This is a genomic window from Streptomyces sp. NRRL F-2580 (genome assembly GCF_000720115.1).
In the GTDB taxonomy this organism is placed as follows: Bacteria; Actinomycetota; Actinomycetes; order Streptomycetales; family Streptomycetaceae; genus Streptomyces.
In genome coordinates this window covers 1-24006 of record NZ_JOIR01000043.1, presented here as the reverse complement: position 1 = coordinate 24006, position 24006 = coordinate 1, and the positions used below count along the sequence as shown (strand labels likewise).

Annotated in this window: 27 protein-coding genes; 5 read left to right on the top strand and 22 right to left on the bottom strand. The window is 71.0% G+C overall.

Annotated elements, in window-relative coordinates; all coding sequences use genetic code 11:
• Window positions 1-45: 45 nt before the first annotated feature.
• The 8 genes from IF88_RS0133660 to IF88_RS0133625 form a co-directional block, all read right to left on the bottom strand.
• Complete coding sequence (locus tag IF88_RS0133660; RefSeq protein ID WP_030721318.1) at window positions 46-318, bottom strand: DUF1876 domain-containing protein; 273 nt, start codon at window positions 316-318, stop codon at window positions 46-48.
• Between the two features lie 110 nt (window positions 319-428).
• The gene (locus IF88_RS0133655; RefSeq protein ID WP_030721316.1) at window positions 429-1085 is read right to left on the bottom strand and encodes a contact-dependent growth inhibition system immunity protein; all 657 of its coding nucleotides are present in this window, start codon (window positions 1083-1085) and stop codon (window positions 429-431) included.
• A 12-nt stretch (window positions 1086-1097) separates the two neighbouring features.
• Window positions 1098-1397, bottom strand: a complete 300-nt coding sequence (locus IF88_RS0133650; protein WP_030721314.1) for an RNase A-like domain-containing protein — start codon at window positions 1395-1397, stop codon at window positions 1098-1100.
• Between the two features lie 12 nt (window positions 1398-1409).
• Window positions 1410-1985: a hypothetical protein gene (locus IF88_RS0133645; protein ID WP_234323791.1), complete on the bottom strand. Its 576-nt coding sequence runs from the start codon at window positions 1983-1985 to the stop codon at window positions 1410-1412.
• A gap of 19 nt (window positions 1986-2004) precedes the next feature.
• On the bottom strand, window positions 2005-2595 hold the full coding sequence (locus tag IF88_RS0133640) for a hypothetical protein (RefSeq protein WP_030721311.1): 591 nt from the start codon (window positions 2593-2595) through the stop codon (window positions 2005-2007).
• Between the two features lie 8 nt (window positions 2596-2603).
• Window positions 2604-4427: an RNase A-like domain-containing protein gene (locus tag IF88_RS0133635; RefSeq protein WP_051838011.1), complete on the bottom strand. Its 1824-nt coding sequence runs from the start codon at window positions 4425-4427 to the stop codon at window positions 2604-2606.
• The gene (locus IF88_RS0133630) at window positions 4427-4732 is read right to left on the bottom strand and encodes a WXG100 family type VII secretion target (RefSeq protein ID WP_030721304.1); all 306 of its coding nucleotides are present in this window, start codon (window positions 4730-4732) and stop codon (window positions 4427-4429) included. Before IF88_RS0133630 ends, IF88_RS0133635 begins: the two co-directional genes overlap by 1 nt.
• Before the next feature lie 22 nt (window positions 4733-4754).
• Window positions 4755-5141 (bottom strand): WXG100 family type VII secretion target, encoded by a 387-nt coding sequence (locus IF88_RS0133625; RefSeq protein ID WP_030721301.1) that lies wholly within the window; start codon window positions 5139-5141, stop codon window positions 4755-4757.
• A 129-nt stretch (window positions 5142-5270) separates the two neighbouring features.
• Between IF88_RS0133625 and IF88_RS0133620 the strand changes: the two genes are divergently transcribed.
• Window positions 5271-5615, top strand: coding sequence for a hypothetical protein (locus IF88_RS0133620; RefSeq protein WP_030721298.1), 345 nt, complete (start codon window positions 5271-5273; stop codon window positions 5613-5615).
• 6 nt (window positions 5616-5621) lie between these two features.
• Here the strand turns inward: IF88_RS0133620 and hemB are convergent, their stop codons facing one another.
• The 6 genes from hemB to IF88_RS0133590 all read right to left on the bottom strand — a co-directional run bounded on the left by hemB (window position 5622) and on the right by IF88_RS0133590 (window position 12754).
• On the bottom strand, window positions 5622-6620 hold the full coding sequence (gene hemB / locus IF88_RS0133615; RefSeq protein WP_030721296.1) for a porphobilinogen synthase: 999 nt from the start codon (window positions 6618-6620) through the stop codon (window positions 5622-5624).
• A gap of 413 nt (window positions 6621-7033) precedes the next feature.
• Entirely contained in the window at window positions 7034-8701 is a 1668-nt protein-coding gene (locus IF88_RS0133610; RefSeq protein ID WP_030721293.1) for a uroporphyrinogen-III synthase, read from the bottom strand.
• Window positions 8698-9702 carry a hydroxymethylbilane synthase gene (gene hemC / locus IF88_RS0133605; protein ID WP_030721290.1) on the bottom strand — a complete coding sequence of 335 codons (1005 nt, stop codon included), beginning with the start codon at window positions 9700-9702 and terminating at the stop codon, window positions 8698-8700. Before hemC ends, IF88_RS0133610 begins: the two co-directional genes overlap by 4 nt.
• Entirely contained in the window at window positions 9699-11399 is a 1701-nt protein-coding gene (locus IF88_RS0133600; RefSeq protein ID WP_030721287.1) for a glutamyl-tRNA reductase, read from the bottom strand. The genes hemC and IF88_RS0133600 overlap by 4 nt, the downstream gene beginning before the upstream one ends.
• Complete coding sequence (locus tag IF88_RS0133595) at window positions 11396-12202, bottom strand: redox-sensing transcriptional repressor Rex (RefSeq protein WP_030721283.1); 807 nt, start codon at window positions 12200-12202, stop codon at window positions 11396-11398. Before IF88_RS0133595 ends, IF88_RS0133600 begins: the two co-directional genes overlap by 4 nt.
• A 273-nt stretch (window positions 12203-12475) precedes the next feature.
• On the bottom strand, window positions 12476-12754 hold the full coding sequence (locus tag IF88_RS0133590; RefSeq protein ID WP_030721281.1) for a glutaredoxin family protein: 279 nt from the start codon (window positions 12752-12754) through the stop codon (window positions 12476-12478).
• An 80-nt stretch (window positions 12755-12834) separates the two neighbouring features.
• Between IF88_RS0133590 and IF88_RS0133585 the strand changes: the two genes are divergently transcribed.
• The 3 genes from IF88_RS0133585 to IF88_RS0133575 all read left to right on the top strand — a co-directional run bounded on the left by IF88_RS0133585 (window position 12835) and on the right by IF88_RS0133575 (window position 16402).
• On the top strand, window positions 12835-13788 hold the full coding sequence (locus IF88_RS0133585; RefSeq protein WP_030721278.1) for an HAD family hydrolase: 954 nt from the start codon (window positions 12835-12837) through the stop codon (window positions 13786-13788).
• Between the two features lie 360 nt (window positions 13789-14148).
• Window positions 14149-14964, top strand: coding sequence for an ECF subfamily RNA polymerase sigma factor, BldN family (locus tag IF88_RS0133580; protein WP_030721275.1), 816 nt, complete (start codon window positions 14149-14151; stop codon window positions 14962-14964).
• Window positions 14965-15199: 235 nt separating this feature from the next.
• A complete protein-coding gene (locus IF88_RS0133575) occupies window positions 15200-16402 on the top strand; it encodes a DUF5667 domain-containing protein (RefSeq protein ID WP_030721272.1) in 1203 nt (400 codons plus the stop codon).
• 80 nt (window positions 16403-16482) lie between these two features.
• On the opposite strand, the gene IF88_RS0133570 is transcribed toward IF88_RS0133575, so the two are convergent.
• The 8 genes from IF88_RS0133570 to IF88_RS0133540 form a co-directional block, all read right to left on the bottom strand.
• Entirely contained in the window at window positions 16483-17469 is a 987-nt protein-coding gene (locus tag IF88_RS0133570) for a lysophospholipid acyltransferase family protein (protein ID WP_030721269.1), read from the bottom strand.
• Window positions 17469-18545, bottom strand: coding sequence for an NAD-dependent epimerase/dehydratase family protein (locus IF88_RS0133565; protein WP_030721266.1), 1077 nt, complete (start codon window positions 18543-18545; stop codon window positions 17469-17471). The genes IF88_RS0133570 and IF88_RS0133565 overlap by 1 nt, the downstream gene beginning before the upstream one ends.
• A 95-nt stretch (window positions 18546-18640) precedes the next feature.
• A complete protein-coding gene (locus tag IF88_RS44555; RefSeq protein WP_003948845.1) occupies window positions 18641-18739 on the bottom strand; it encodes a 30S ribosomal protein bS22 in 99 nt (32 codons plus the stop codon).
• 121 nt (window positions 18740-18860) lie between these two features.
• Window positions 18861-19070 carry a helix-turn-helix domain-containing protein gene (locus IF88_RS0133560; RefSeq protein ID WP_008738568.1) on the bottom strand — a complete coding sequence of 70 codons (210 nt, stop codon included), beginning with the start codon at window positions 19068-19070 and terminating at the stop codon, window positions 18861-18863.
• 114 nt (window positions 19071-19184) lie between these two features.
• The gene (locus IF88_RS0133555; protein WP_030721262.1) at window positions 19185-20015 is read right to left on the bottom strand and encodes a phosphatase; all 831 of its coding nucleotides are present in this window, start codon (window positions 20013-20015) and stop codon (window positions 19185-19187) included.
• A gap of 95 nt (window positions 20016-20110) precedes the next feature.
• On the bottom strand, window positions 20111-21259 hold the full coding sequence (locus IF88_RS0133550; RefSeq protein ID WP_030721259.1) for an acetoin utilization protein AcuC: 1149 nt from the start codon (window positions 21257-21259) through the stop codon (window positions 20111-20113).
• On the bottom strand, window positions 21231-22454 hold the full coding sequence (locus IF88_RS0133545) for an MFS transporter (RefSeq protein ID WP_030721256.1): 1224 nt from the start codon (window positions 22452-22454) through the stop codon (window positions 21231-21233). The genes IF88_RS0133550 and IF88_RS0133545 overlap by 29 nt, the downstream gene beginning before the upstream one ends.
• A gap of 43 nt (window positions 22455-22497) precedes the next feature.
• Window positions 22498-23151 carry an HAD family hydrolase gene (locus IF88_RS0133540; protein WP_030721253.1) on the bottom strand — a complete coding sequence of 218 codons (654 nt, stop codon included), beginning with the start codon at window positions 23149-23151 and terminating at the stop codon, window positions 22498-22500.
• A gap of 77 nt (window positions 23152-23228) precedes the next feature.
• Between IF88_RS0133540 and IF88_RS0133535 the strand changes: the two genes are divergently transcribed.
• Window positions 23229-23879 carry a Uma2 family endonuclease gene (locus tag IF88_RS0133535; RefSeq protein ID WP_158754743.1) on the top strand — a complete coding sequence of 217 codons (651 nt, stop codon included), beginning with the start codon at window positions 23229-23231 and terminating at the stop codon, window positions 23877-23879.
• Window positions 23880-24006: the final 127 nt, after the last annotated feature.

Below are 24006 nucleotides of genomic sequence, written 5' to 3'. Positions count from 1 at the left end.
CCTCACCAGGAGAAGCCCCTCGGCACGCCGACGGCGCGTACCCGCTCAGCCATTGAGCGGGTAGGAATGCCGGCCCGTCGCCTCGTCGATCTCGGCGTGGGCCTTCTGCAGCATCTGCGACGCGAGATCCATGAGCGCGCGAGCACCCGCGATCTCTTCCCCGACCCTCAGCTGCTCCGGGTCGGAGGGGTGACGCAGGGCGTAGCCCCGCGCCTTGATCTCGGAGCCGTCCCCGAGTCTGACCAGGGCCGCCGCACTGGTGCGGTGGCCCTCCTCGGTGAATTCGAGCTCCACATGCCACCCGACGAGCGTGGCCATGGTGCATCACCTCCAGGGGGTCACCCTTCCCTCCAGGGTGCGCCCGCGGCAGGGGCGGCGCGAGCCGGGAGCCCGCGGGCTCCCGGCCGTCAGGCGGCGTCAGGCAGCGGTCAGCCGGCGGTCAGTGTCGCCGCCACCGTCCGGAACCACGCCCCGTACGAGAACGGCTCGGGCGGGTTGACCTCCATGCCGAGCTCAGCGGCGGCCAGGGCGTAGTCGCCCTCGTCCAGCGGGAGCGCGATCAGTTCGTGCAGCTCACCGACGAGGCGGGCGACGATCTGCGGGTCGGTGGTGGCGGCGTAGTCCGCGACCGCCGCCTCGTGGTCGGGGAACTCGTCGACGATGTCCTGCGAGAACCAGCCGCCCAGCAGCTGCGCCGTCTCCGGGAACCGCGCGTGCCACTCCCAGTGCGTCTGCGGGTTCGCCGGCGGCGGCACCTCGCCGTCCTCGATGCTCTGCTTGAGGTGGTCGGCGAGCACGAAGAGCCAGTCACCGATGGCGGACTGCGGGATCCCGACGTCGGGGACGGCGTAGAACTCGCCGAGGTCGATCCGCAGGCGCCCCGGAGGGTTGTGGCCGTACTCGCGCAGCTGGCGCTCGGCCTCCGCAATGGCCCAGGGGCGGGTGTGCCAGGTGTGGCGCAGGTAGGCGTCCAGCGCGCGACTGCGCTGCTCCGCCGTGTCGTCGGCGGGCTGGCCGAGGTAGGCGCGCAGCACCTGGTCGAGCTCGCCGTAGCGCCGGTCGTGTTCGAGGGGCTTCATGGACACGGTCGGTCGCCTCTACGGGTAGAACGGGACGGTCGTCATGACGACGAATCCGTACGGGCTGGCGGGCTCACGGCGCAGGACGACGCGGGCGGCGCGGACGTCGACGGGCCCCTGGCCGGCGAGCAGCATCGCCTCCAGCTGCACCCGGCCGACGGGCTCCTCACGGGACGGCCAGGCGGCTTCGAGGGTGAGGCGGGCCCGCGTCCCCTGGGCGAGCCAGCGGTGGATGACCTGCTCGTTGGCGGTCACCACCTGCTGGGTGGCCCACTGCGCGGTCTCCCTGTCGGGGTAGGTGGCGGATCGGGTCAGCATCGGATCATTGTCTCAATTCGCGTTGAACGACCAGAAGACGCCGACCTCGTCCGCCGACACCGCGATCAGGCCGAGGTCCATCATGTAGTCGGTGAAGGGGTGGCCGCCTTCGAGGTCCCGCGCCAGGAAGTCGGGCGCGTCGGAGGCGCGGGCGAGGTCGGATGAGGTCCAGAACGCCGCATCGGGGCCGAACCGGTCCAGCAGGGTCCGGGCGTCCGCGAGCACCGCGTCCCGGTCCTCCCGGGACCGGACCGGGGAACCCTCGAAGAACCACTCCTGCGCGAGCGAGGCGAGCAGCTCGACGGCGGCGCCGGCCGTGATCGGCCGGAGCCCGGCGCGCAGGTCCTCGGCGGTCACCGCCCGGAACGGGTAGGAGGGGAAGCCGGCCTCCCGTCCCTCCTTGAACGTCTCCGGATCCAGGGCGGACCAGCCCCGTGGATCGGCGACCGACCGCTCCATGACGGCAAGGACGTCCTCGGCCCAGTCCTCGTGCGACCGGGGCCCGCTCCTGGCAAAGGTGAAGACGTCCTCCAGGAGCCGCAGCAGCGCGGCTTCCCAGGTGACGGCCTCGGTGGATTGTGTCGGCATGGATTGACCCTCCCAGGGCTCAGATGTCGTCGAATGCCCAGAACAGCCCGACCTCGGTGTCGGAGACGATGACCAGGCCGCAGTCCTCCCCGTAGAAGGTCATCGGCGTCCAGCCCATGGATTCCCCCCCGAAGTCCAGCTTGCCTGCGCGCCTGGCTTGGCCGAGGTTGCTGTGACAGGTGAATGTGTCCCCATAGCGGCCGAGAATGGTGCGAGCCATGCCCTGCAGCTCGTCGAAGCTCTCACTGAACCTTTCGAGGTTCCGCAGGGTGCAGCCGCCGTCGGTGAGCGCGAGGAGGAGGTTCTCGGCACTCGCACGGTCGATCTCGTACAGCCGTTCCCCGATGTCGGCCGGGGTGAGCGGGCGCAACGGATCGTCCCTGAAGGCCGGGCGGCAGAACGGGACGGCGGGGTACTCCGCAGTGCGTTCGTGCGCGATCGGGTCGATCCCCGCCCATCCGCGCGGATCGGAGACGGCGCGTTCCATGACGGCGAGCACGTCGGCCCGCCAGTCCTCGTGCCCCCGCGGACCGGTGGCGACGAACGCGAACCCGTCGTCGTAGAGGTGCCGTACCGCCGCTTCCCAAGTGGTGCTGTCGGGGGCGTTCATCAGGGTCCCTACGGGGTCGGTCTGGGCGCGGGCATCGACGTGTAGATGATGTACGGCGGATCGAGGCTGGAATCGTACTTGAGGACGGTCTTGACGTACTGGACGTCGATCGCCTTCGCATTGAGGCCGTGATCCTTGTAGCCCGTCCCCGGGATCGTGCCGGCGGACCCGTCCTGGTTGGGCGTGGGCTGTTTGGAGACGTAGCTGCCGCTGGCCTCGCCGTTGGGCGTCTTGCTCACGAAGGCCTTGTTCTGGCCGTCCTGCGGGTTGGAGGCGAGCCAGGCGTCGATCTCGGACTGCGTCAGCCGCATGTTCTGCTCGGTGAGCCGCTGCGCGTCCGCGATCGTCTTGAAGCTCGACGAACCACCGATGGTGGGCCTGCTGTTCTCGGGCCACGTGGCGGCCGGCTGCGACTGGTCGCGCAGGCGCTGCGCGAGCTGCTCGTCGGTCTTGCCCACGTGCTTGTCCAGGGTGTGGCCGCCACCGAGGTACTCGTTGGCCGCGAGGTCGAAGGCCATGTTGCCGTTCGCGCCCGGGACGGTCCACTGCTGCTCGTGCTTGAAGTCGTTGAGCGAGCGGGCACCGAAGCCGTGGGCGCGGGCGACGCCGGCCTCGAACTTCGGGGCGCTCCGGTGCGCTTCGTCCAGGACGCCCTCAAGCTCGTTCATGCGCGTGGTGAGGCCGTCCACGATGCCGGTGTACTTGTCCACGATCCGGTTCAGCTTGGCCTTGTCCAGCTTCATGACCGTGTTGACGTCGAACTTCAGCAGGAGCCCGGTGACCCCGCCGACCCCGCTGGCCACGCTGGTGACCGCGCCGACGATGCTCTTGACGCTGGGCTTCTCCTTGGCCTTCTCCAAGTCCTCGATGATGCTCATGGCGGCCTGCTTCATGGCCCGCTTGAGCTCTTCGAAGACGTCGTGGTTCAGCTCGACGGCGGCTTCCGCGTACTCGCGCAGACAGTCGCTGATCTTGATCGCCACGTCGTTCAGGACGGTCATCACCGGCTGACTGCCCGTGGGCGCCTTCGCCCCGTGCGGACCGGCGGTATGCGCCCACTGGTAGCCGTGCCGGGACGGACCGGACTGCCCCCAGTCCGTCGCGCCCCACAGCGCGCTGCAGAACGTCCGCATGGCGGCTTCCCAGTCGGCCTTCTGGTGGTTGGTGATGGTGCCGATGATCCTCGTCAGCTCGGCTGCCGTGTTGCCCGGGACGACCGAGGCGTTCATCCAGCTGTGGCAGTGCGAGTTGAGGTAGTGCTGCTGCGGGAAGGGGTGTACGTCCGCCACCTTGCCGACACGGAAGATGTGCTTCGCGACGGGTTGCAGGACGTCCCGGACGATCTCCGGTATGCCCTCCATCGCACCGCGGATCAGGTCGTCGCCGCCGTCGTCGTCACCCCATTTGATGTCGGGGACGCTGGCGAACTTGGGGTCCTTGTCGATGACCGTCGGCAGCGGGCGCTGCTCCGGGGCCTGCCCGGGCTTGGGGTGGGCCGCCGCGTCGGCCTTGGTGTAGGCGTTGGCGGTCTCCGTGAAGCCGACGGCGACACCGCCGATGCTGACCACGCTCTTGCCCAGCACCTCCAGCCAGCGGTTGCCTATCTTCTTGTAGGCCGCCGCGAACTTCTCGGCCTCGGTGCCCGCCCCGCCGGCGTCCGGGTACTTCTGCAGGTCCTGCACGAGCGTGTTCCCACCGCGCATCATGGGATCCTGCTGACCGGCGACCTGTCCGGAGACGGTCCACAGGCTCGACGGCTTGACGTCGATGTTGCCGCCGCCGGCGGGCGGCTGCGCCCCGGAGCTCGGCGGGCCCGGAGTGGGTCCGGCCATCAGGCGCCGCCTCCCCAGCCCTGGAGCACGGACCTGTTCGCCGCGGCGTAGTTGAGGTGACCCTTGACCACGACCTCGTGCAGCCAGGCCTGCGCGGCCTTGAGGTCCTGGGCCGAGCGGTCCCACTTGTCCAGCTCGTCGATGAAGGCCTGCCGGGCCTCGCCGTCCCAGCTCAGAACGGCCTTCTTGGAGCGCTCGTACAGCAGCTCCAGCTTCTCGTTGAGGTCCTTGAGGATCTCCTCCAGATCCCCCGACAGGCGCTGCAGGGTGGCGAAATCGACAGTTATCCGGTCGTCGTCCGACATGTGGTGTGGTTCCTCGCTGCTCTCAGATGTCCTGCAGACGGCTGTGCGGGGCGGCCGGCTGGTCCGGCACGGTCAGCTCCGCGGCGGACGCGGTCACGTCCTCCTGGCTCTGGACGCGCCTGAACGCGGCCAGGACCTCCAGCTCCTGGGCCGTGAACCCGTCACGCGAGGCCCTGGTCGCCCGTTCGAGGAGGGCGAGCACCTGCCGGATGCGCACGGCGTCCTCGGCGGCCCCCCGGTGCAGGGCGCGGTAGGCCGTGGCGGTGGGCCCTTGCCAGCCCGCCGCGATGCTGTCGACCACCCGGTCCATGTTCCGGATCTGGCGCTCCAGATGACCCTGCATCTCATCGAGGTCGTCCGCGAGTTTGGTGAGGCCGTCCTTCGAGACCCTCAGATCGCCGTCCGTCATGTCCACCCCCTCTTCGGCGCTGCCACGCCACATACGTACGTACGCCTAAGAGTTTCGCAGGTGGACCACCAGGGTCACCTGAGTATGCGCACTCATGTTCCATGCCTTCGCAAGGAGTTCACTGGATCCATGACCCCGGACACCGCCCGCCACCCCCGTGCGTTCGTCGCGCCGCTCGTCTCCACCCTGCTCACGCTGCCGCTCGCGGCCGTCGCGTTCTTCTTCGTCGGACTGTCGCCGATGGCGTGCGACTCCTGTGGTGAAGCGGCGAGCGACCGCTTCGACGCCTCCTACGGCATCGCCTTCCCCGTGTTCGGGTCCGGCCTGGCCGTGGTCCTGGTCCTGTTGCTCGCCGCATGGGCCCTGCCCTGGCAACGGCGCCACGCCGCCGCCAGGGTGTGGTTCGCGGTGGCCGCCCCGGCGGCGGTCGTCCTCGACTTCGTCGTCTTCAACGGCCTCGTCGACTGGCCGTAGAGCGGGTCAGGCGTTGCGCAGCCAGCCGGCGACCTCGGTCGCCCAGTAGGTGAGGATCGTGTCGGCGCCCGCCCGCTTGATGCCCAACAGGGTCTCCAGGATGGCCCGGTCTCGCTCGATCCAGCCCTTCTCCGCGGCCGCCTCGATCATCGCGAACTCGCCGCTGATCTGGTACGCCGCCACCGGGACGTCCACCGCCTGCGCGACCCGGTACAGGATGTCGAGGTAGGGGCCGGCCGGCTTGACCATGACCATGTCCGCGCCCTCCTCCAGGTCGAGGGCCAGCTCCCGCAGGGACTCGCGGGCGTTCGCCGGGTCCTGCTGGTACGTCTTGCGGTCGCCCTGGAGCGAGGAGGCGACGGCCTCCCGGAAGGGCCCGTAGAAGGCGGAGGAGTACTTCGCCGTGTACGCGAGGATGGACACGTCCTCGTGCCCGGTCTCGTCCAGCGCGTCGCGGATGACGCCGACCTGGCCGTCCATCATCCCGCTCGGGCCCACCATGTGGACGCCCGCGTCGGCCTGGACCTGCGCCATCTCGGCGTACCGCTCCAGCGTCGCGTCGTTGTCCACCCGCCCGTGCTCGTCCAGCACGCCGCAGTGTCCGTGGTCGGTGTACTCGTCCAGACAGAGGTCGGACATGATCACCAGATCGTCCCCCACCTCGGCCTTCACGTCGCGGATCGCGACCTGCAGGATCCCGTCCGGCTCCGTGCCCGCCGTGCCCAGCGCGTCCTTGTTCTCGTCGGCCGGGACGCCGAACAGCATGATCCCCGCGACCCCCGCCTCGACCGCCTCCACGGCGGCCTTCCGCAACGTGTCCCGCGTGTGCTGGACGACGCCGGGCATCGCCGAGATCGCCAGGGGCTCGCTGATGCCCTCCCGTACGAACGCGGGAAGGATCAGGTCCGAGGGGTGCAGCCGGTTCTCCGCGACCATCCGCCGCATCGCCGGGGTGGTGCGCAGCCGGCGGGGCCGCGAGCCGGGGAAGGATCCGTACGTGCTCATCTTCAGTCGCCTCTTCGAGCATCGACAGCAGTCGCAACAAGCGTAGGGGCCAAGCCCCCGCCCCCAACCCCCAGGGGACCTCCGACGCGGCCGGGTGCGCACCGGGGCCGGCCGGAACGCGGCGGGCACCGGGGCGGGAGCACCCAAAGCGGCACCCGCCCGGGCGGTTTCGGCGGGGCCGGGAGTGTGCCGGGGCGATCCCCGCAGGGCGCCGAACGCACTTCCGCCCCGCCTTCCGACCCCCCGCCACGTTCGGCGCCCGAGGAGACGCCCCGGCGCGCGCCCGGCCCCGCCGAAACCGCCCCCACCCCGCCCGGCCGCCCGGCTGCCCGCCCGGCCGGGCAGCCGACGAAACGGGGCGGGGCCCGGCGCACCAGCGCCGGGCCCCGCCCACATCACTGCTCAGCCCACCGCTAGGTGGTACGGCGGCGCCGTGCCCCCGGCCGGCGCTCGCTCGGCCGGAACACCGTCTCGCCGGCCTCCTTGGCCGCCTCGCGGCGCGCCGCGCCGTACTCGGCCAGCGCCTCCGCCAGCTTGCTGACGCTCGGCTCCGGCGACAGGACGTCGACCCGCAGCCCGTGCTCCTCCGCCGTCTTGGCCGTCGCCGGCCCGATACAGGCGATGACGGTCACGTTGTGCGGCTTGCCGGCGATGCCCACCAGGTTGCGTACGGTGCTCGACGACGTGAAGAGCACGGCGTCGAACCCGCCGCCCTTGATCGCCTCGCGCGTGTCCGCCGGCGGCGGCGACGCCCGCACGGTCCGGTAGGCCGTGACGTCGTCGACCTCCCACCCGAGCTCGATCAGCCCGGCGACCAGCGTCTCGGTCGCGATGTCGGCCCGCGGCAGGAACACGCGGTCGATCGGGTCGAAGACCGGGTCGTACGGCGGCCAGTCCTCCAGCAGTCCGGCCGCGGACTGCTCACCGCTCGGCACCAGGTCCGGCTTCACGCCGAACTCCACCAGCGCGGCGGCGGTCTGCTCGCCCACCGCGGCGACCTTGATGCCCGCGAAGGCGCGCGCGTCGAGCCCGTACTCCTCGAACTTCTCGCGGACGGCCTTCACGGCGTTGACCGAGGTGAAGGCGATCCACTCGTAGCGGCCCGTCACCAGGCCCTTCACCGCACGCTCCATCTGCTGCGGGGTGCGCGGCGGCTCCACGGCGATGGTCGGCACCTCGTGGGGCACCGCGCCGTACGAACGCAGTTGGTCGGAGAGCGAGGCGGCCTGCTCCTTGGTGCGCGGTACGAGGACCCGCCAGCCGAACAGCGGCTTCGACTCGAACCAGGCCAGGTCCTCGCGCCGCGCGGCAGCGCTGTGCTCACCGACCACGGCTATGACGGAACGGGCTCCCTCGGGGGACGGGAGCACCTTGCCCTGCTTGAACACCTGGGCGATCGTGCCCAGCGTCGCGCACCAGGTCCGCTGCCGCGTGGTGGTGCCGGCGACGGTCACCGTCAGCGGGGTGTCGGGCTTGCGCCCGGCGCTCACCAGCTCGGCGGCGGCCGCCGACACGGTCTCCAGCGTCGCGGAGACGACGAGGATCCCGTCGCTCGCGCCGACCTCGCTCCAGCAGCGCGCCGAGGCCGTCTTCGCGTCGACGAAGCGGACGTCCGCGCCCTGCTTGTCGCGCAGCGGGACACCGGCGTACGCGGGCACGCCGACCGCGGTCGCGACTCCGGGCACCACCTCGAAGGGGATGCCGGCGGTGGCGCAGACGAGCATCTCCTCGGCCGCGTTGCCGTCGAGCCCGGGGTCGCCCGTGACGGCACGTACGACCCGCCTGCCGGAACGTGCGGCCTCCATGACAAGATTGGCCGCGTCCCGGATCACCGGGACCCCGGCGGCTGCTGACACTTCGTCAGCGATCGTCAACTGCGGCGTGTCGACATTCGCGCGCGCATGCGTCCGTACGACCTCGAGCACCTCGGGCTCCGCGATCAGTACGTCCGCGGCGGCGAGCGCCTCGACGGCGCGCAGCGTCAGCAGACCCGGGTCGCCGGGGCCGGCACCGAGGAAGGTGACGCGTCCGTGGGCGGCGACGGCCGGATAGGCGGAGGTGGTCGGAATTGAGGGGTTCAAAGCGATCGCTCCCCCATCAGACCGGCCGCGCCCTTGGCCAGCATCTCGTCCGCGAGTTCGCGGCCGAGAGCCATGGCCTCGTCGTACGACTGGGGCACGGGACCGGTGGTGGACAGCTGCACCAGCGTCGAGCCGTCGAGGGTTCCGACGACGCCGCGCAGGCGCATTTCATTGACAATCTGGCCGTCGGCATGGGGGTCCCCCCACTCGAGCGGAGCCGAGAGTGGGGGAAGATCGGCGAACGCGCCCACGGGTGCGCTGCAGCCGGCCTCCAGGGCGGCGAGCAGAGAACGCTCGGCGGTCACGGCGGCCCGGGTGTGCGGGTCGTCGAGTTCGCCGAGCGCGGCGATGAGGTCCGTATCGGACGCGAGGCACTCCACCGCCAGGGCGCCCTGGCCGGGGGCCGGCAGGACGTTGTCGACGGAGAGCAGGTCGGTCGCCTCGTCACCGCGACCGATCCGGTTGAGGCCGGCGGCCGCGAGCACGACGGCGTCGAGCTCGCCGTCGCGGACGAAGCCGATCCGGGTGTCGACGTTGCCGCGGATGGGCACCGTCTCGATCCGCTTGCCGAGCGACAGCGCCAGGTGGTTGAGCTGGGCCGTGCGCCGCGGCGACCCGGTGCCGATGCGGGCACCGTCGGGCAGCTGCTCGAAGGTCAGGCCGTCGCGCGCGACGAGCGCGTCCCGCACGTCCTCGCGCAGCGGCATGGCCGCGATCACGAGGTCGTCGGGCTGCGCGGTCGGCAGGTCCTTCAGCGAGTGCACGGCGAAGTCGACCTCACCGCGCAGCAGCGCGTCGCGCAAGGCGGTGACGAACACGCCGGTGCCGCCGATCTGCGCGAGGTGCTCGCGCGAGACGTCGCCGTAGGTCGTGATCTCCACGAGCTCGACGGCCCGGCCGGTGATCGCCCGTACCGCGTCGGCGACGTGCCCCGACTGGGACATGGCCAGCTTGCTCCGCCGCGTACCGAGCCGCAGCGGCTGGTCGGGACGTGTGTTCATGATGCCCGTCCTGGGTCGTCGTCGTTCATCGGATCGGCCGCGTCCGCCCGGCTGACGGAAGCAACCGTCTGAGGGTCGAGGTCGAAGAGTTCGCGCAGCGCCTCCGCGTACCCGGCGCCGCCGGGCTCGCTGGCGAGCTGCTTGACGCGCACGGTCGGCGCGTGGAGGAGCTTGTCGACGACGCGGCGCACGGTCTGGGTGACCTCGGCGCGCTGCCGTTCGTCCAAGTCCGGGAGCCGCCCGTCGAGCCGCGCCACTTCCATGGCCACGACCTCGGCCGCCATGGCCCGCAGGGCGACCACGGTGGGCGTGATGTGCGCGGCCCGCTGTGCGGCACCGAAGGCGGCCACTTCCTCGGCGACTATGCCGCGTACGGCATCGACGTCGGCCGCCATCGGGGCGTCGGCCGACGCCTCGGCCAGGCTTTCGATGTCGACGAGCCGCACCCCGGGGATCCGGTGCGCGGCGGCATCGATGTCGCGCGGCATGGCCAGGTCCAGCAGGGCCAGCCGTACGGGAGCCGCGTCGACCTGGCTGCGGGCACCCTTGCGGGGCTGCCGCTGCGCGGCGGCCTCGCCCTGGTCGGCCCAGGTCCCGTGCAGTTCGAGGGAGTTCGCGTCGACCCCGGTCAGCGCGGCCCGCCCGTCGGGCCCCACCGGACACCCGTCGGCCTCGACGGCAGCACTGATCGTCCGAGCCGCCCCGGCATCAGCCAGCCGCCCATGCGTCAGCGCAGCGGCGGCCAGCCGCGCGACGACATCGGCCAACTCCAGCCCCGCCGGCGTTTGAGGCGCGGGGTCCGGGACGGAGCCCCGCTCTTTCAGCCCCGCCGGCGTTTGAGGCGCGGGGTCTGGGGCAGGGCCCCAGGACACGGCGGCGAGCACGTCATCGGCGGTCAGCACGAGCCCCGTCGCACCGGTGCACGAGACAACCACGTCGACTCGTGTCAGCTCATCGGGCACGCCCGCCATGGGGATCGCCACGGCCGTGACCCCGGTGCCCGAGGCAACCAGAATCTCCGCAAGCCGCTCCGCCCGATCGGCGGTCCGGTTCGCCACCACGATCTCGGCGACGCCGACCCGCGCCAGCGTCGCCGCCGCCAGCGAGGACATCGACCCGGCGCCGATGACCAGCGCCCGCTTCCCCGCGGCCCACTCCGCGACCGGCACCCGCACGGCCAGCTGCTCCAGCCCGAAGGTCACCAGTGACTGGCCCGCGCGGTCGATCCCGGTCTCCGAGTGCGCCCGCTTGCCGACCCGCAGCGCCTGCTGGAACAGGTCGTTGATCAGCCGGCCGGCGGTGTGCAGCTCCTGCCCCAGCGCCAGCGCGTCCTTGATCTGGCCGAGGATCTGCCCCTCGCCCACGACCATCGAGTCCAGGCCGCACGCCACCGAGAACAGGTGGTGCACCGCCCGGTCCTCGTAGTGCACGTACAGGTATGGAGTGAGCTCTTCCAGAGCCACCCCGCTGTGCTGGGCCAGCAGCGTGGACAGCTCGGCCACACCCGCGTGGAACTTGTCCACGTCCGCGTACAGCTCGATCCGGTTGCACGTGGCGAGCACCGCCGCCTCCGCCGCGGGTTCCGCGGCGAGGGTGTCGTGCAGCAGCTTGATCTTGGCGTCCGCGGACAGCGAGGCCCGCTCCAGGACGCTGACGGGTGCGCTGCGGTGGCTCAGCCCTACGACGAGCAGACTCATGCCGGCATCACCGCCGGGTGGTCACCCTCGGGGTTGCCCTTGCGCGCCTCGGCGGCCGCGCGCCCGGCCGGCGGCACGACGGCCGCGGCGGGGGCGGCGCCGCCCACGGAGGAGCCGCCGGCGGCAGCGGCGGCCGCTTCCTCGCCGGCCTTGCGCTGCTCGTGGAACGCCAGGATCTGGAGCTCGATGGAGAGGTCGACCTTGCGCACGTCCACGCCGTCGGGCACGGACAGCACGGTCGGCGCGAAGTTCAGGATGGAGGTGACCCCGGCCGCGATCAGCCGCTCGCTGACCTGCTGGGCCGCACCGGCCGGCGTCGCGATGACGCCGATCGAGACGCCGTTCTCCTCGATGATCTTCTCGAGGTCGTCGGTGTGCTGCACGGACATGCCGGCGACCGGCTTGCCGGCCATCGCCGGGTCGGCGTCGATGAGGGCCGCGACGCGGAAGCCGCGCGCGGAGAAGCCGCCGTAGTTGGCGAGGGCGGCGCCGAGGTTGCCGATGCCGACGATGACGACGGGCCAGTCCTGGGTCAGGCCGAGCTCGCGGGAGATCTGGTAGACGAGGTATTCCACGTCGTAGCCGACGCCGCGGGTGCCGTAGGAACCGAGGTACGAGAAGTCCTTGCGCAGCTTCGCGGAGTTGACTCCGGCGGCGGCTGCGAGCTCCTCGGAGGACACCGTGGGCACCGATCGCTCGGAGAGCGCGGTGAGGGCACGCAAGTACAGCGGAAGCCGGGCGACAGTGGCCTCGGGAATACCTCGGCTGCGGGTCGCCGGTCGGTGAGTTCGGCCAGTTGCCACGATGCTCCTGCGGGATGAGCGGGGCTGCAGGCGGTCACTTGTCCCAAGACCGCCCCGTCGACAGCAGGCTATGCCTTTGTGAACGCGTGCACAAAGATTGTGTCCGCTTTGTCCGAGCAAAGTGACCGGGGTCACGCGACCTCGGCACGTAAACCCGGAACCGGCGGCACGCCGAACCCGTTCAAATCCCAAAGGGGGCAAAACCGTGCACACTCCTCACAGATACGCCCCCGAGACCCCACAAATCGCCCATGATGGTAACCGGGAAAGAGCTCAGGCCTCCAACGCCCGCCGGAGCCGGTCCGGGTTCACCCTCCAGAAGGTGTGCTGCTCGCCGTCGACGAGCACCACCGGGATCTGCTCCCAGTGCAGCCGGTACAACTCCTCGTCCTGCGAGATGTCCTTCTTCTCCCACTGCGCTCCGGTCTCGGAGCAGACCTTCGCGACCACCTCCTCGGCCTCGTCGCACAGGTGACAGCCGGGCTTCCCGATCAGCGTCACCATCCGCTCGCCGGGACGCTTCTTTTCCTTACGGCGCAACAAAGGGCTCATGGACCCATTCTCCCGAAGTGTTAACGCCTCCGTTTCCCCTCGGTTCGGGAAGTACCGAACACAGTGGCTATGCTCGCCGCATGGCCGCTCTCGGATGGCTCACCCCTCGTAGACGCTCCGCAACCGCGCGGAGCGTGCTTGCAGGCGAGGCCTCGGCGGAGGCCGCCCGCAAGACCGCGCTGGTCGAAGCCGGGAGCGAGGCGCCGGAGATCGAAGCGCCCCGGGAAGAGCCGCCGGCCGAGCCCGATTTCCCGGTCGCCGGCGACGACCTCGCCGCCGCCTTCTTCGACCTCGACAACACCGTCATGCAGGGCGCCGCGATCTTCCACTTCGGCCGCGGCCTCTACAAGCGCGAGTTCTTCCAGCGCCGCGAACTCGCCCGCTTCGCCTGGCAGCAGGCCTGGTTCCGGCTCGCCGGGGTCGAGGACCCCGAGCACATGCAGGACGCCCGCGACAGCGCCCTGTCCATCGTCAAGGGCCACAAGGTCTCCGAGCTGATGGCCATCGGCGAGGAGATCTACGACGAGTACATGGCCGAGCGGATCTGGCCGGGCACCCGCGCCCTGGCCCAGGCCCACCTCGACGCCGGCCAGAAGGTGTGGCTGGTCACCGCGGCCCCGGTGGAGACGGCCACGATCATCGCCCGCAGGCTGGGCCTGACCGGCGCCCTGGGCACCGTCGCCGAGTCCGTCGACGGGATCTACACCGGCCGCCTCGTCGGCGAGCCGCTGCACGGCCCCGCCAAGGCCGAGGCGGTCCGCGCCCTGGCCGCCGCCGAGGGCCTGGACCTCGCGCGCTGCGCCGCGTACAGCGATTCGCACAACGACATCCCGATGCTGTCGCTGGTCGGACATCCGTACGCGATCAATCCCGACACAAAACTGCGCAAGCATGCCCGGACCAACGACTGGCGGCTGCGCGACTATCGGACCGGCCGCAAGGCCGTGAAGGTCGGCGTCCCGGCGGCCGCCGGCGTCGGCGCCATCGCGGGCGGCGCTGCCGCCGCCATCGCCCTGCACCGCCGCCGCAAGTAACAACGGCAGGCCCGGCCCCCTCCGGCCCCGCCCGCGCCGGCCCCACGGCGCGGCCCCGGGCATTCGCTCACCTCTACCCGCGCCCCCTGCGCGGCACTCCGGCCTGCCCGACTCGGTCGCGAGCCTCCTTGGAAGCGTCCATTCCGCGTGCCCAAGCGATCAAGAATCGATCACCAACAGCGACTGAATATGCCCTCGACACGAAACAGAAGTGTCGTAACCGGTGATTTGAGCAACTGGGTGTAGCGCTGCCTGTACGAAGCGTTATTCTCCTCAAACGCATGCCACCGGCCATCTGTCGCCACGACGGGTGAACGGTTCCGCACTGCACGTGATGGAAGCTCTGCCTCTGGGAGTCCCGTGTACCCACCTGTCGGGGTTGACGCCTCGGGCCTGGCTCAGCTGCGCGCAACGGTCCTCGACCACCTGCGCGGCTTCGTCCCCACCGCGTACGCCGTCCCCGCCTTCGCCGCCGCGGTCCCCGCCGGTATCGGCCCGGCCGGTCCTTGCTATGCCCTGACCGACGGCGGAGCGACGGTGGGCAGACGAGGCCGCGCGGCCGGGGGCTCGAACGGCGCAGCCGGCACGAGCACCCAGGCCACCCCCCGCCGCCCCACGGCGGACAGCGACCAGGCCCGCATGATGGACCTGGTCGAACGCGCCCAGGCGGGCGAGGCCGACGCCTTCGGCCGCCTCTACGACCAGTACAGCGACACGGTCTACCGCTACATCTACTACCGGGTCGGAGGGAAGGCGACCGCGGAGGACCTCACCAGCGAGACCTTCCTGCGCGCACTGCGCCGGATCTCCACCTTCACCTGGCAGGGCCGCGACTTCGGCGCCTGGCTCGTGACGATCGCCCGGAACCTGGTGGCGGACCACTTCAAGTCCAGCCGCTTCCGGCTGGAGGTCACCACCGGCGAGATGCTCGACGCCAACGAGGTCGAGCGCAGCCCCGAGGACTCCGTCCTGGAGTCCCTCTCCAACGCGGCCCTGCTGGAGGCCGTCCGGAAGCTCAATCCGCAGCAGCAGGAGTGCGTGACCCTGCGCTTCCTGCAGGGCCTCTCGGTCGCCGAGACGGCCCGGGTCATGGGAAAGAACGAAGGAGCGATCAAGACGCTCCAGTACCGGGCGGTCCGCACGCTGGCCCGCCTCCTCCCGGACGACGCCCGCTGACCCCCTCATGAATCAACACCACCTCACATACATCCGGTGACCCCTCGATGACGCTGTGGTCCGATCATCCTTCGTCCGTAACCCAAGTGCCGCGACGCTCGTTGTGCGGAATGCAGACCCCCTGTGGACACGCCCTGCCCGAAGCCGCTCACTCGAAAGTGTGGATGTGCTCAAGGAAGGCAACCTTCCGGACACCTTGGGGAGTCGATCGTCATGACGAGAGGAGGTGCCGCCAGTGATCGCGAACGTGACTCCGCACCGGCGGGCGAACGCCTTCGCCCAGGCCCTGGAGGATCGGACCCCGTCCGATCTTTCGGAACCGGACCCGGCGGCCGAGCAGTCCGAGGCACCTGCCGAACCTGCCGACCACGACCGGTTGTTGGCCCTGGCGAGCGTGCTCGGCGAAAGAATGCCGCGCCCGGTGCTGGACCCCGAGGTCAAGGTGGTGCAGCGAGCCCAGCTCGTTGCCGCCATGGAGGCCATGGTGTTGGAAGAGAGGGCCGGGGGCGGTGCCGCCTCGGACCCTCTGGTGCCCGAGCAGCGGACCGGCCGCGGCGCCCACCGGGCGACCCCGCTCCGGAAATTGCGGCCCCGCTCCCGCTGGTCCAAGGGCATCGCAGCGGGCGGCCTCACCGTGGGTGTGGCCGCAGGGGCCTTCAGCGGAGTGGCCGCTGCCAGTTCCGACGCCCTGCCCGGTGACCACCTCTACCCCGTGAAGCGGGGCATGGAGGACCTGAAGCTGGGGATGGCCGACGACGACGCGGACCGGGGCGAGCTCTATCTCGACCAGGCCTCGAACCGCCTGTCGGAAGCCCGCAGGCTGATGGAACGGGGCCGGCTGGGCGACCTGGACCACGAGTCCCTGGGCGCGATCCGCCGGGCCCTGGCGGGCGTGAAGCACGACGCGGAGGAGGGCCACCGGCTCCTCCAGGCGGCGTACGAACGGGACGGCTCGCTCGGCCCGATCCAGAAGCTGTCGTCGTTCTCCCGCTCCCACCGCGACGTGTGGGGCAAGCTCCGCGAGAGGCTCCCGGCACAGCTCACGGACGTGGGCGGTGAGGTGGAGTCGGTCTTCCAGGCCATAGACGAAGACGTGGCGCCGCTCCAGAGCCTGCTCCCCAAGCCGCCGGAGCAGACCCGCGGCACCGGCACGCCCGGCAGCACCTCCCCCAAGCCGGGCACCCCCAGCGGAGCGCACCAGTCCGCCCCGGCCGCCGGGACTCCCTCCGGCAGCCCCGCGCCGTCCCCCTCGGGCAGCACGCGGCCACCGGCCGGCGGCCTCCTGGGCGGTACGGGCGACCTGCTCAACCCGCCCACGGGAGAGTCGGCCCCGCCCCCCTCTGGCACCCCGGAGCAGGCGCGGCCGGACATCACCCTCCCGCCCCTCCTCCCGGGCATCCTCCCGGGCCTGGGCCTGGGCGCGGAGGACGCGGAGTAGGACGAGGGCGGGGCTGCTCAGGCAGCCCCGCCCTCGATCCCTCGGCGGCGGGTCGGAAGAACGCGGTCTGAAGAACGCGGTCAGAAGAACACGGACCGCCGCTGCACCAGCAGCTTGTACAACGTGTGCTGGATCTGCTCCCGCACCTGATCCGTCAGGTTGAACATCAGCATCGGATCCTCCGCCGCCTCGGCCGCATACCCCGCGGTGGAAATCGGCTCGCCGAACTGAATCGTCCACTTCGTCGGCAACGGCACGGCCCCCAACGGCCCCAGCCACGGAAACGTCGGCGTGATCGGGAAGTACGGGATCCCCAGCAGCCGCGCCAGCGTCTTCGCGTTGCCGACCATCGGGTAGATCTCCTCCGCCCCCACGATCGAGCACGGCACGATCGGCGTCCCCGCCCGCAGCGCCGTCGACACGAACCCGCCCCGGCCGAAGCGCTGCAGCTTGTACCGGTCCCCGAACGGCTTCCCTATCCCCTTGAAGCCCTCCGGCATCACACCGACGAGCTCCCCGGCCTCCAGCAGCCGCTGCGCGTCCTCCGCGCACGCCAGGGTGTGCCCCGCCTTCCGGGCAAGCTCGTTGACCACGGGCAGCATGAACACCAGGTCCGCCGCCAGCAGCCGCAGGTGACGCTGTGCCGGGTGGCGGTCGTGCACGGCGACCTGGAGCATCAGCCCGTCCAGCGGCAGCGTCCCGGAGTGGTTGGCCACGATCAGCGCGCCGCCCTCCGCCGGGATGTTCTCGATGCCCCTGACCTCGACGCGGAAGTACTTGTCGTAGAGCGGCCGCATCAGGGACATCAGGACCTGGTCCGTCAGTTCCTTGTCGTAGCCGAACTCGTCGACCTCGTAGTCCCCGGTGACCCGCCGCCGCAGGAACGCCAGCCCGCCCGCGATCCGCCGGTCCCAGTCGTCACCGGACCCCCCCGGAGCCGGCTCCGGCGCCGGCTCGGGGGCCGACGGCGGCTCCAGCGGCTCGGGAGCGGACACCGACCGCACCCGGCGGGGGATCCTCCGGCGCGGCCGGTCCTCGTCGAACGGAATGACCTTGGCGTCCGCCACTATCGCTTCGCTCCTTCAACCGCGTCGGCATCGACATCAAGCCCGTCTGCCCCCAGCATGGCCGCCATCCGGTCCACGGCCCGCCCGACCCGCTCCGGCGGCAGCAGCCCGCTCCCCCGGCTCCGCGCGAAGTCCGAGAAGGTCTCCGCCGTCGTGTAGAGCGGCTCGAAGCCGAGGACCTCCCGCATCTGCGAGGTCTCCACGACCCGGCCGTGCGTGAGCAGCTTCATCTGCTCCGCCGAGAACTCGGTGACCCCGACCGCCCGCAGCGCGGAACCCACCCACGTCAACGCGGGCAGCAGCAGCGGCACAGTGGGCCGCCCCAGCCGCCGCGAGCACTGCGACAGCAACAGCACGCCGTCACCCGCGATGTTGAAGGTCCCGCTGTTCAGCGTTCCGCGCCTGGGCTCCCGCGCCGCCAGCCCCAGCACTTCGAGGACGTCGTCCTCGTGCACGAACTGCAGCCGCGGGTCGTAGCCCAGCACGGTCGGCATCACCGGGATCGAGAAGTACTCGGCGAGCGCCGAATCCGCGAAGGGCCCCAGGATGTTCGCGAACCGCAGTACGCACACCGCGACGTCGGGCCGCCTGCGCGCGAAGCCGCGTACGTAACCCTCGACCTCGGCGGCGTCCTTGGCGAAGCCGCCCGCCGGCAGCGATTTCGGTTCGGTGGTCTCGGTGAAGACGGCCGGGTCCCTGGAGGTGCCCCCGTACACGCTGGTACTGGACTTCACCACGAGCCGTCGCACCGTCGGCGACTTCTGGCAGGCCCCGAGGAGCTGCATCGTCCCGATGACGTTCGTTTCCTTGACGGCGCTGCGCGCACCGCCCGCGCCCGCGGCGCTCCCGGTGACCGCCAAGTGGACCACCGTGTCCACGGCGTGCTCGGCGAGCACGCGGGCGATCGCCGACTGTCTGATGTCCGTACGGACGAACTCCGCCGATCCGAGCCGGTGCGGCGGTGTCACCGCGTCCACCGCGATCACCCGCTCGACGTCCGGGTCACGCTGGATCCGGCGCACGAAGCGGCCGCCCAGCTGCCGGGCTGCCCCTGTGACGAGTACGACCTTCCCCACGAGCTCAGCGCCTCCCTCGAAGAAGTCCCCCGGCTGCACCGCAGCCCCTCCACCAGGATGGTGGAGGGGCTGCGGAGAACACGTACAGCTGCCGTTTACTTCTTGTTACGGCGCTGGACGCGGGTGCGCTTGAGCAGCTTGCGGTGCTTCTTCTTAGCCATCCGCTTGCGCCGCTTCTTGATAACAGAGCCCACGACTACCCTCGCTCACTTCTCTTCATTCGGTGCGGGGCGTCGGGGCCCACACGACCTACGTCGGCCTAGCCTACCGTCCCGAGCTCTGAGCTTGTAATCCGAGGGCGTGCCGGGGTCAGTCTCAGGCCGACTCCACCCCCACATAGGACTCTCGGAGGTACTCGTGGACCGCGTTCTCGGGGACCCGGAAGGACCGGCCCACCCGGATTGCGGGCAGATGACCGTTGTGCACCAGCCGGTACACGGTCATCTTCGACACTCGCATCACCGAGGCGACCTCCGCCACGGTCAGGAACTGAACCTCACTGAGAGGCCTCTCGCCAGCAGCCATGACACACCTTGACCTTCCGCGCATGACGGGCACCGGCTTCCCCTCCGGTTACTCCTCGTCGTCGCACGCTCACTCCCCAGAGTAGGGGCGCGTGATACGAGTGGGGAAGAGGAGCTACGGCCACTCCTGCCGGGCCGTCAGGCTCGCCCTGCCGAGAACGTAGCGCGTAAGCGGTCGGTAGTAGTCCGCTCGCACCGCGTCATCAAGTGGAACGGCCACCGACACCCGCCCCTCGGCCTCCCCGACGAACAGCGCGGGATCATCCGTGTCCGCCAGCCCGATCGCCTCCACACCGAGCTGACCTGCGCCGCAGACCCACCCGTGGTCCCCCACGACCAGCTCCGGCAGCGGCCCGCCGACCTCCGCGAGGGCCCCCAGCGCCATCCGAACCGGCAGTGGCGAATGGGTGTGCACGCCGGTCGCACTCCCCGGCACCCGCGCGCCGGGTTCCCGCACCAGCGCGACCCCCCGTACGTATTCGATGCGGTGCGTGCGTACGCCGAACCGGGTCGTCATGTCGACACTCACCCCCTGCGCCGGGGTGAGGACAACACATCCCGCCGCCGACATCGCCTCGGCCAAACCGGCGTAGAAGCCCAGGAGCCGGTGCGGATGACCGGTCCCGAACAGCACCGGCGACCGCGCCCGCGCCGCCTCCCGCAGCCGCCCCGCGAAGGCCTCCAGCGCGGCCACCGTCCGCTCCGGGTCGATCACGTCCGGCCCGCTGACGTGCGCGGGGTCCGCCGAGACACCGCACTTGTCCGCCATCAGCCTCAGCAGGTCGCCCTCGCCCCAGCCCCACTCCGGATCCAGCCCCAGCAGCACCCGCGGATCACGCGCCGCGAACAGCCGGTAACTGCGCAGGCTCTCCTCCCGGGAGGTGGCGACGGGCCCGGCCAACCGGGCGGCCAGCAGATGCGCACGCAGCGCGCCGGTGCTCAACACCCTCCGATGCTGCCCCCAACACATCTGGCGGGTCATCAATTCCGGCGAACAGCCCCACAGTTGGCGTAACGATGCATCAAGGTCACCAAGAGGGGTCAGGTCAGCATTCCGCGCAACGGGAAGACCGCCCGACGCGTCGCGAGAACGGCCTGATCCGTACGGTCCGCCGGGTCGTAGCCCGCGCCCCAGTCCCGCCACGAAGGCGTCCGCCCGTCCGTCATCCGGGCCGGCGCCAACTGCCGCGTCCGCGCGTACACCTCGTCCCGCCACGACGCGGGGACCGCCGCCGCCGGGTCCACCGGCCGGTGCGCGGCGATCGCCACCAGGTGCGTCCACGACCTCGGCACGACGTCCACCACCGCGTACCCGCCGCCGCCCAGCGCCAGCCACCTGCCGTCCGCGTACTCGTGCGCGAGCCGGTGACAGGACTCCTGGACGGCCCGCTGGGCGTCCAGGGACACCGCCAGGTGCGCGAGGGGGTCCTCGAAGTGCGTATCGGCCCCGTGCTGGGTCACCAGGACCTGCGGCCGGAAGTCCGCCAGCAGCTCCGGCACGACGGCGTGGAAGGCCCGCAGCCACCCCTCGTCCCCCGTCCCGGCGGGCAGCGCGATGTTCACCGCCGACCCCTCGGCCGCCGGCCCCCCGGTCTCCTCCGGCCAGCCGGTCTGCGGGAACAGCGTCCGCGGATGCTCGTGCATCGAGATCGTCAGCACCCGGGGGTCGTCCCAGAAGGCCGCCTGCACGCCGTCCCCGTGGTGGACGTCCACGTCCACGTACGCGACCCGCTCGGCCCCCAGCTCCAGCAGCCGCGCGATCGCGAGCGACGCGTCGTTGTACACGCAGAAGCCGGCCGCCCCGCCCGGCATGGCGTGGTGCAGCCCGCCCGCGAAGTTCACCGCGTGCTCCGCCTCCCCGTGCCACAGCGCCTCCGCGCCCGCCACGGACTGCCCCGCGATCAGCGCCGACGCCTCGTGCATGCCGTGGAAGGCCGGATCGTCGACGGTCCCCAGCCCGTACGACCCGTCGGCGATCCCCGGATCCCCGGACACCTCGCGCACCACGGCGACGTAGTCCTCCCGGTGGACCAGCCGCAGCGTCGAGTCACCGGCCGCGGGGGCCGCCCGTACCTCCATCGCCCGGTCCAGCCCGAAGGCGCGCACCAGGCCCATGGTCAGCGCCAGGCGCACCGGGTCCATCGGATGGCTCGGTCCGAAGTCATACCTCGTTACCGCCTCGTCCCACATCAACAGCCCGGTCACCGGCTCGCCGCTCATGCCGGACACCGTATCGGGCCTTGTCGGAGCCGAACGAGCGGGCTTGGAGCAAGGTCACCAGCACCAGCGCCATCGGCACCAGCATCGCGCCCCGGTAGCTCCAGGCGTCACCGACCGCACCGACGAGCGGGGACCCGATCAGGAAGCCGACGTAGTTGAAGATGTTGAGCCGCGCGACGGCCGTGTCGGACGCCCCCGGGAACAACCGCCCCGCCGCGGCGAAGGTCTGCGGCACGATCACGCACAGCCCGATCCCCAGCAGGGTGAAGCCGAGCATCCCCACCCACGCGCCCGGCGCTGCCGCGACGACGGCGAAGCCGGCCGCGGCGACCAGCGTCCCGGCCCGCACCACGACCGCGGCCCCGAAGCGGCGCACGCCCAGGTCACCGACGGCCCGCCCGATGAGGGTGGTCACCATGTAGACGTTGTAGGGGACGGTCGCCATCTGCTCCGAGCTGCCGAGCACGTCCTGGAGGTACTTGGCACTCCAGTTCGCCACCGTCGAGTCCCCGATGTACGCGCACGCCATCACCAGGCAGAGCGGCAGCAGCAGCTTGAACCCGCCGTTGCCCAGCCCCCTCTCCTGCACCTCGCCGGGGCCCGTACCGTCCACGTAGCGCCGGCTCAGCACCACCACGAGCGGCACCAGCACGACCACGGGCGGCAGATAGCCGGTGAACAGGCTCAGGTGCCAGTGCGCCCCGGCCCACGCCGCCGACGCGCCCAGGATCCCGCCGAGGCTGTACGCGGCGTGGAAGCCGAGCATGATGCTTCGCCCGTACGCCCGCTGGAGGCTGACCCCGAGCATGTTCATCGAGGCGTCCAGCGCACCCACCGACAGCCCGAACGCCCCCAGCGCCACCGCCACGTGCCACATCTGGCTGCCGGTCCCGACGCCCAGCAGGGACAGCAGCACGAGCGGCTGCGCCCACCGCAGTACGGCGCTGGGCGCCACCCGCTTCACGAGGTGCTCGGTGGCCACGCTCGACGCCCCGGCGAGGATCGGCACGGCCGCGAGGAAGGCGGGCAGCAGCCCGTCGGATATCCCGTACCGGTCCTGGATGGCCGGGATCCGGGTCACGAGCAGCGCGAAGGCCACGCCCTGCGCGAAGAAACTGAAGCCCAGAGCGCCGCGGCCGCGCCGCAGCCGCACATCATCCGTCATGGCGGGTCAGCGTAGGCCCCGGGGCTACCCGTGGGTAGAGCGATCACACAGGCAGTTGCAGGAGCAGCGGGACCTGCATCATGTCCCCGAAGTACCCGGTGGCCCCGGGCAGCTGTTCGGCGGGCAGCATCGCGGTGTACGCGTACACGTCCATGCCGGCGGCGACGGCGGCCTGGATCCCGCGGGGGCTGTCCTCGATGACGACGCACCGCGCGGGCTCGACGCCCATCTGCCGTGCCGCGTGCAGGAACAGATCGGGCGCCGGCTTGCCCTGGCCCACGTCATCGGAGCTGAAGATCCACTCCTCCTCGAACCATCCGTCGATCCCGGCGGCCAGGTGGCCGGCCCTGATCCGCTCGTGGCTCCCGGAGGAGGCGAGGCAGTACCCGACCCCGCTCGCGGTCAGCGCCCCGAGCACGTCCTCGATGCCGGCGACCGGCTTCAGCTCCCGCTCGAACGCGGCGATGGTCCGCGCGGCCAGCGTCGCGTCGAAGTCCGCGGGCAGCCGTTCCGCGGTCCGCTCCAGGACGAGGTCGTGCACCCGGTGCACGGCCGCCCCCATGTAGTCGCGGAGCGAGTCCTCGTACGTGGTCGTGTGCCCCAGCTCGGTCAGGTACCCGGCGAGGACGCTGTTGGCGAGCGGCTCACTGTCCACCAGCACGCCGTCGTTGTCGAAGATGACGAGGTCATAGCCCATACCCCAACCCTACGAGCCGTCAGCTCAGGTCCACGGCAACCCGGAGCTGGTGAACGGACGAAAGGCAGAAGATTCAGGTGACCGCCTCGTCGGGCTGGATACGCTGGTCGGGCACCCGCCAGGAAGACACCATGGCCGACCTCACCCCCGAGCAGATGCGCCGCATGCACGATTTCGCGGAGCAACTGGCGGAGCTGGCCGAGCACCAGGAAGACCCGTGGAAGGTGCAGACCACCGACGGTCAGATCTTCCTCACGATGATGAGCCCTACGGCCCCTCACGGGCTGAACGTGGTCCGGCTGCGCCGCCAGGTCGAAGCCCAGACACCCGAGGTGATGGCCCTCAACTACACGAACATGGGCGATCCTCAAACAGGTCTCACCAAGGACCCCGACCTCATGGTCATCGCGGAGGAGGACACGGACGACACCGCGAAGGTCGTCAACTCCCGCGACGTCCTGATGGTGGTGGAGGTCGTCTCCCGCACGAACTCCCTCACCGATATCCGCGACAAGCTGCACGACTACCCGCGGATGGGGGTGCCGCTCTATGTCGTCGTGGACCCCCGCAAGGACAAGAAGACCGTCACGGTGCACAGCGACCCCTCGGAAGGGCCCGACGGCATCCGCTACCGCAAGAAAGTCCCCTACGCCTTCGGCGACACCGTCACCGTCGGCCGCTGGACGCTCGACACGAGCAGCCTCAAAAGCTATCCCGCCGACTGGTGAGGCGGTCCCGCGCCAAGCTCTGCGGGCCGTAAACGCAGAAAAGCCCCGCACCGAACCCGAAGGTTTGGTGCGGGGCTTCCCGCAATGATTGTTCGGCGGCGTCCTACTCTCCCACAGGGTCCCCCCT

Bases quoted from the DNA above. Each gene is read 5' to 3' on its own strand.
- IF88_RS0133660 (WP_030721318.1), bottom strand. From the start codon at position 318: ATGGCCACGCTCGTCGGGTGGCATGTGGAGCTCGAATTCACCGAGGAG.
- IF88_RS0133650 (WP_030721314.1), bottom strand. From the start codon at position 1,397: ATGCTGACCCGATCCGCCACCTACCCCGACAGGGAGACCGCGCAGTGG.
- IF88_RS0133645 (WP_234323791.1), bottom strand. From the start codon at position 1,985: ATGCCGACACAATCCACCGAGGCCGTCACCTGGGAAGCCGCGCTGCTG.
- IF88_RS0133640 (WP_030721311.1), bottom strand. From the start codon at position 2,595: ATGAACGCCCCCGACAGCACCACTTGGGAAGCGGCGGTACGGCACCTC.
- IF88_RS0133635 (WP_051838011.1), bottom strand. From the start codon at position 4,427: ATGGCCGGACCCACTCCGGGCCCGCCGAGCTCCGGGGCGCAGCCGCCC.
- IF88_RS0133630 (WP_030721304.1), bottom strand. From the start codon at position 4,732: ATGTCGGACGACGACCGGATAACTGTCGATTTCGCCACCCTGCAGCGC.
- IF88_RS0133625 (WP_030721301.1), bottom strand. From the start codon at position 5,141: ATGACGGACGGCGATCTGAGGGTCTCGAAGGACGGCCTCACCAAACTC.
- IF88_RS0133620 (WP_030721298.1), top strand. From the start codon at position 5,271: ATGACCCCGGACACCGCCCGCCACCCCCGTGCGTTCGTCGCGCCGCTC.
- hemB (WP_030721296.1), bottom strand. From the start codon at position 6,620: ATGAGCACGTACGGATCCTTCCCCGGCTCGCGGCCCCGCCGGCTGCGC.
- hemC (WP_030721290.1), bottom strand. From the start codon at position 9,702: ATGAACACACGTCCCGACCAGCCGCTGCGGCTCGGTACGCGGCGGAGC.
- IF88_RS0133600 (WP_030721287.1), bottom strand. From the start codon at position 11,399: ATGAGTCTGCTCGTCGTAGGGCTGAGCCACCGCAGCGCACCCGTCAGC.
- IF88_RS0133590 (WP_030721281.1), bottom strand. From the start codon at position 12,754: ATGAGCCCTTTGTTGCGCCGTAAGGAAAAGAAGCGTCCCGGCGAGCGG.
- IF88_RS0133585 (WP_030721278.1), top strand. From the start codon at position 12,835: ATGGCCGCTCTCGGATGGCTCACCCCTCGTAGACGCTCCGCAACCGCG.
- IF88_RS0133560 (WP_008738568.1), bottom strand. From the start codon at position 19,070: ATGGCTGCTGGCGAGAGGCCTCTCAGTGAGGTTCAGTTCCTGACCGTG.
- IF88_RS0133550 (WP_030721259.1), bottom strand. From the start codon at position 21,259: ATGTGGGACGAGGCGGTAACGAGGTATGACTTCGGACCGAGCCATCCG.
- IF88_RS0133545 (WP_030721256.1), bottom strand. From the start codon at position 22,454: ATGACGGATGATGTGCGGCTGCGGCGCGGCCGCGGCGCTCTGGGCTTC.
- IF88_RS0133540 (WP_030721253.1), bottom strand. From the start codon at position 23,151: ATGGGCTATGACCTCGTCATCTTCGACAACGACGGCGTGCTGGTGGAC.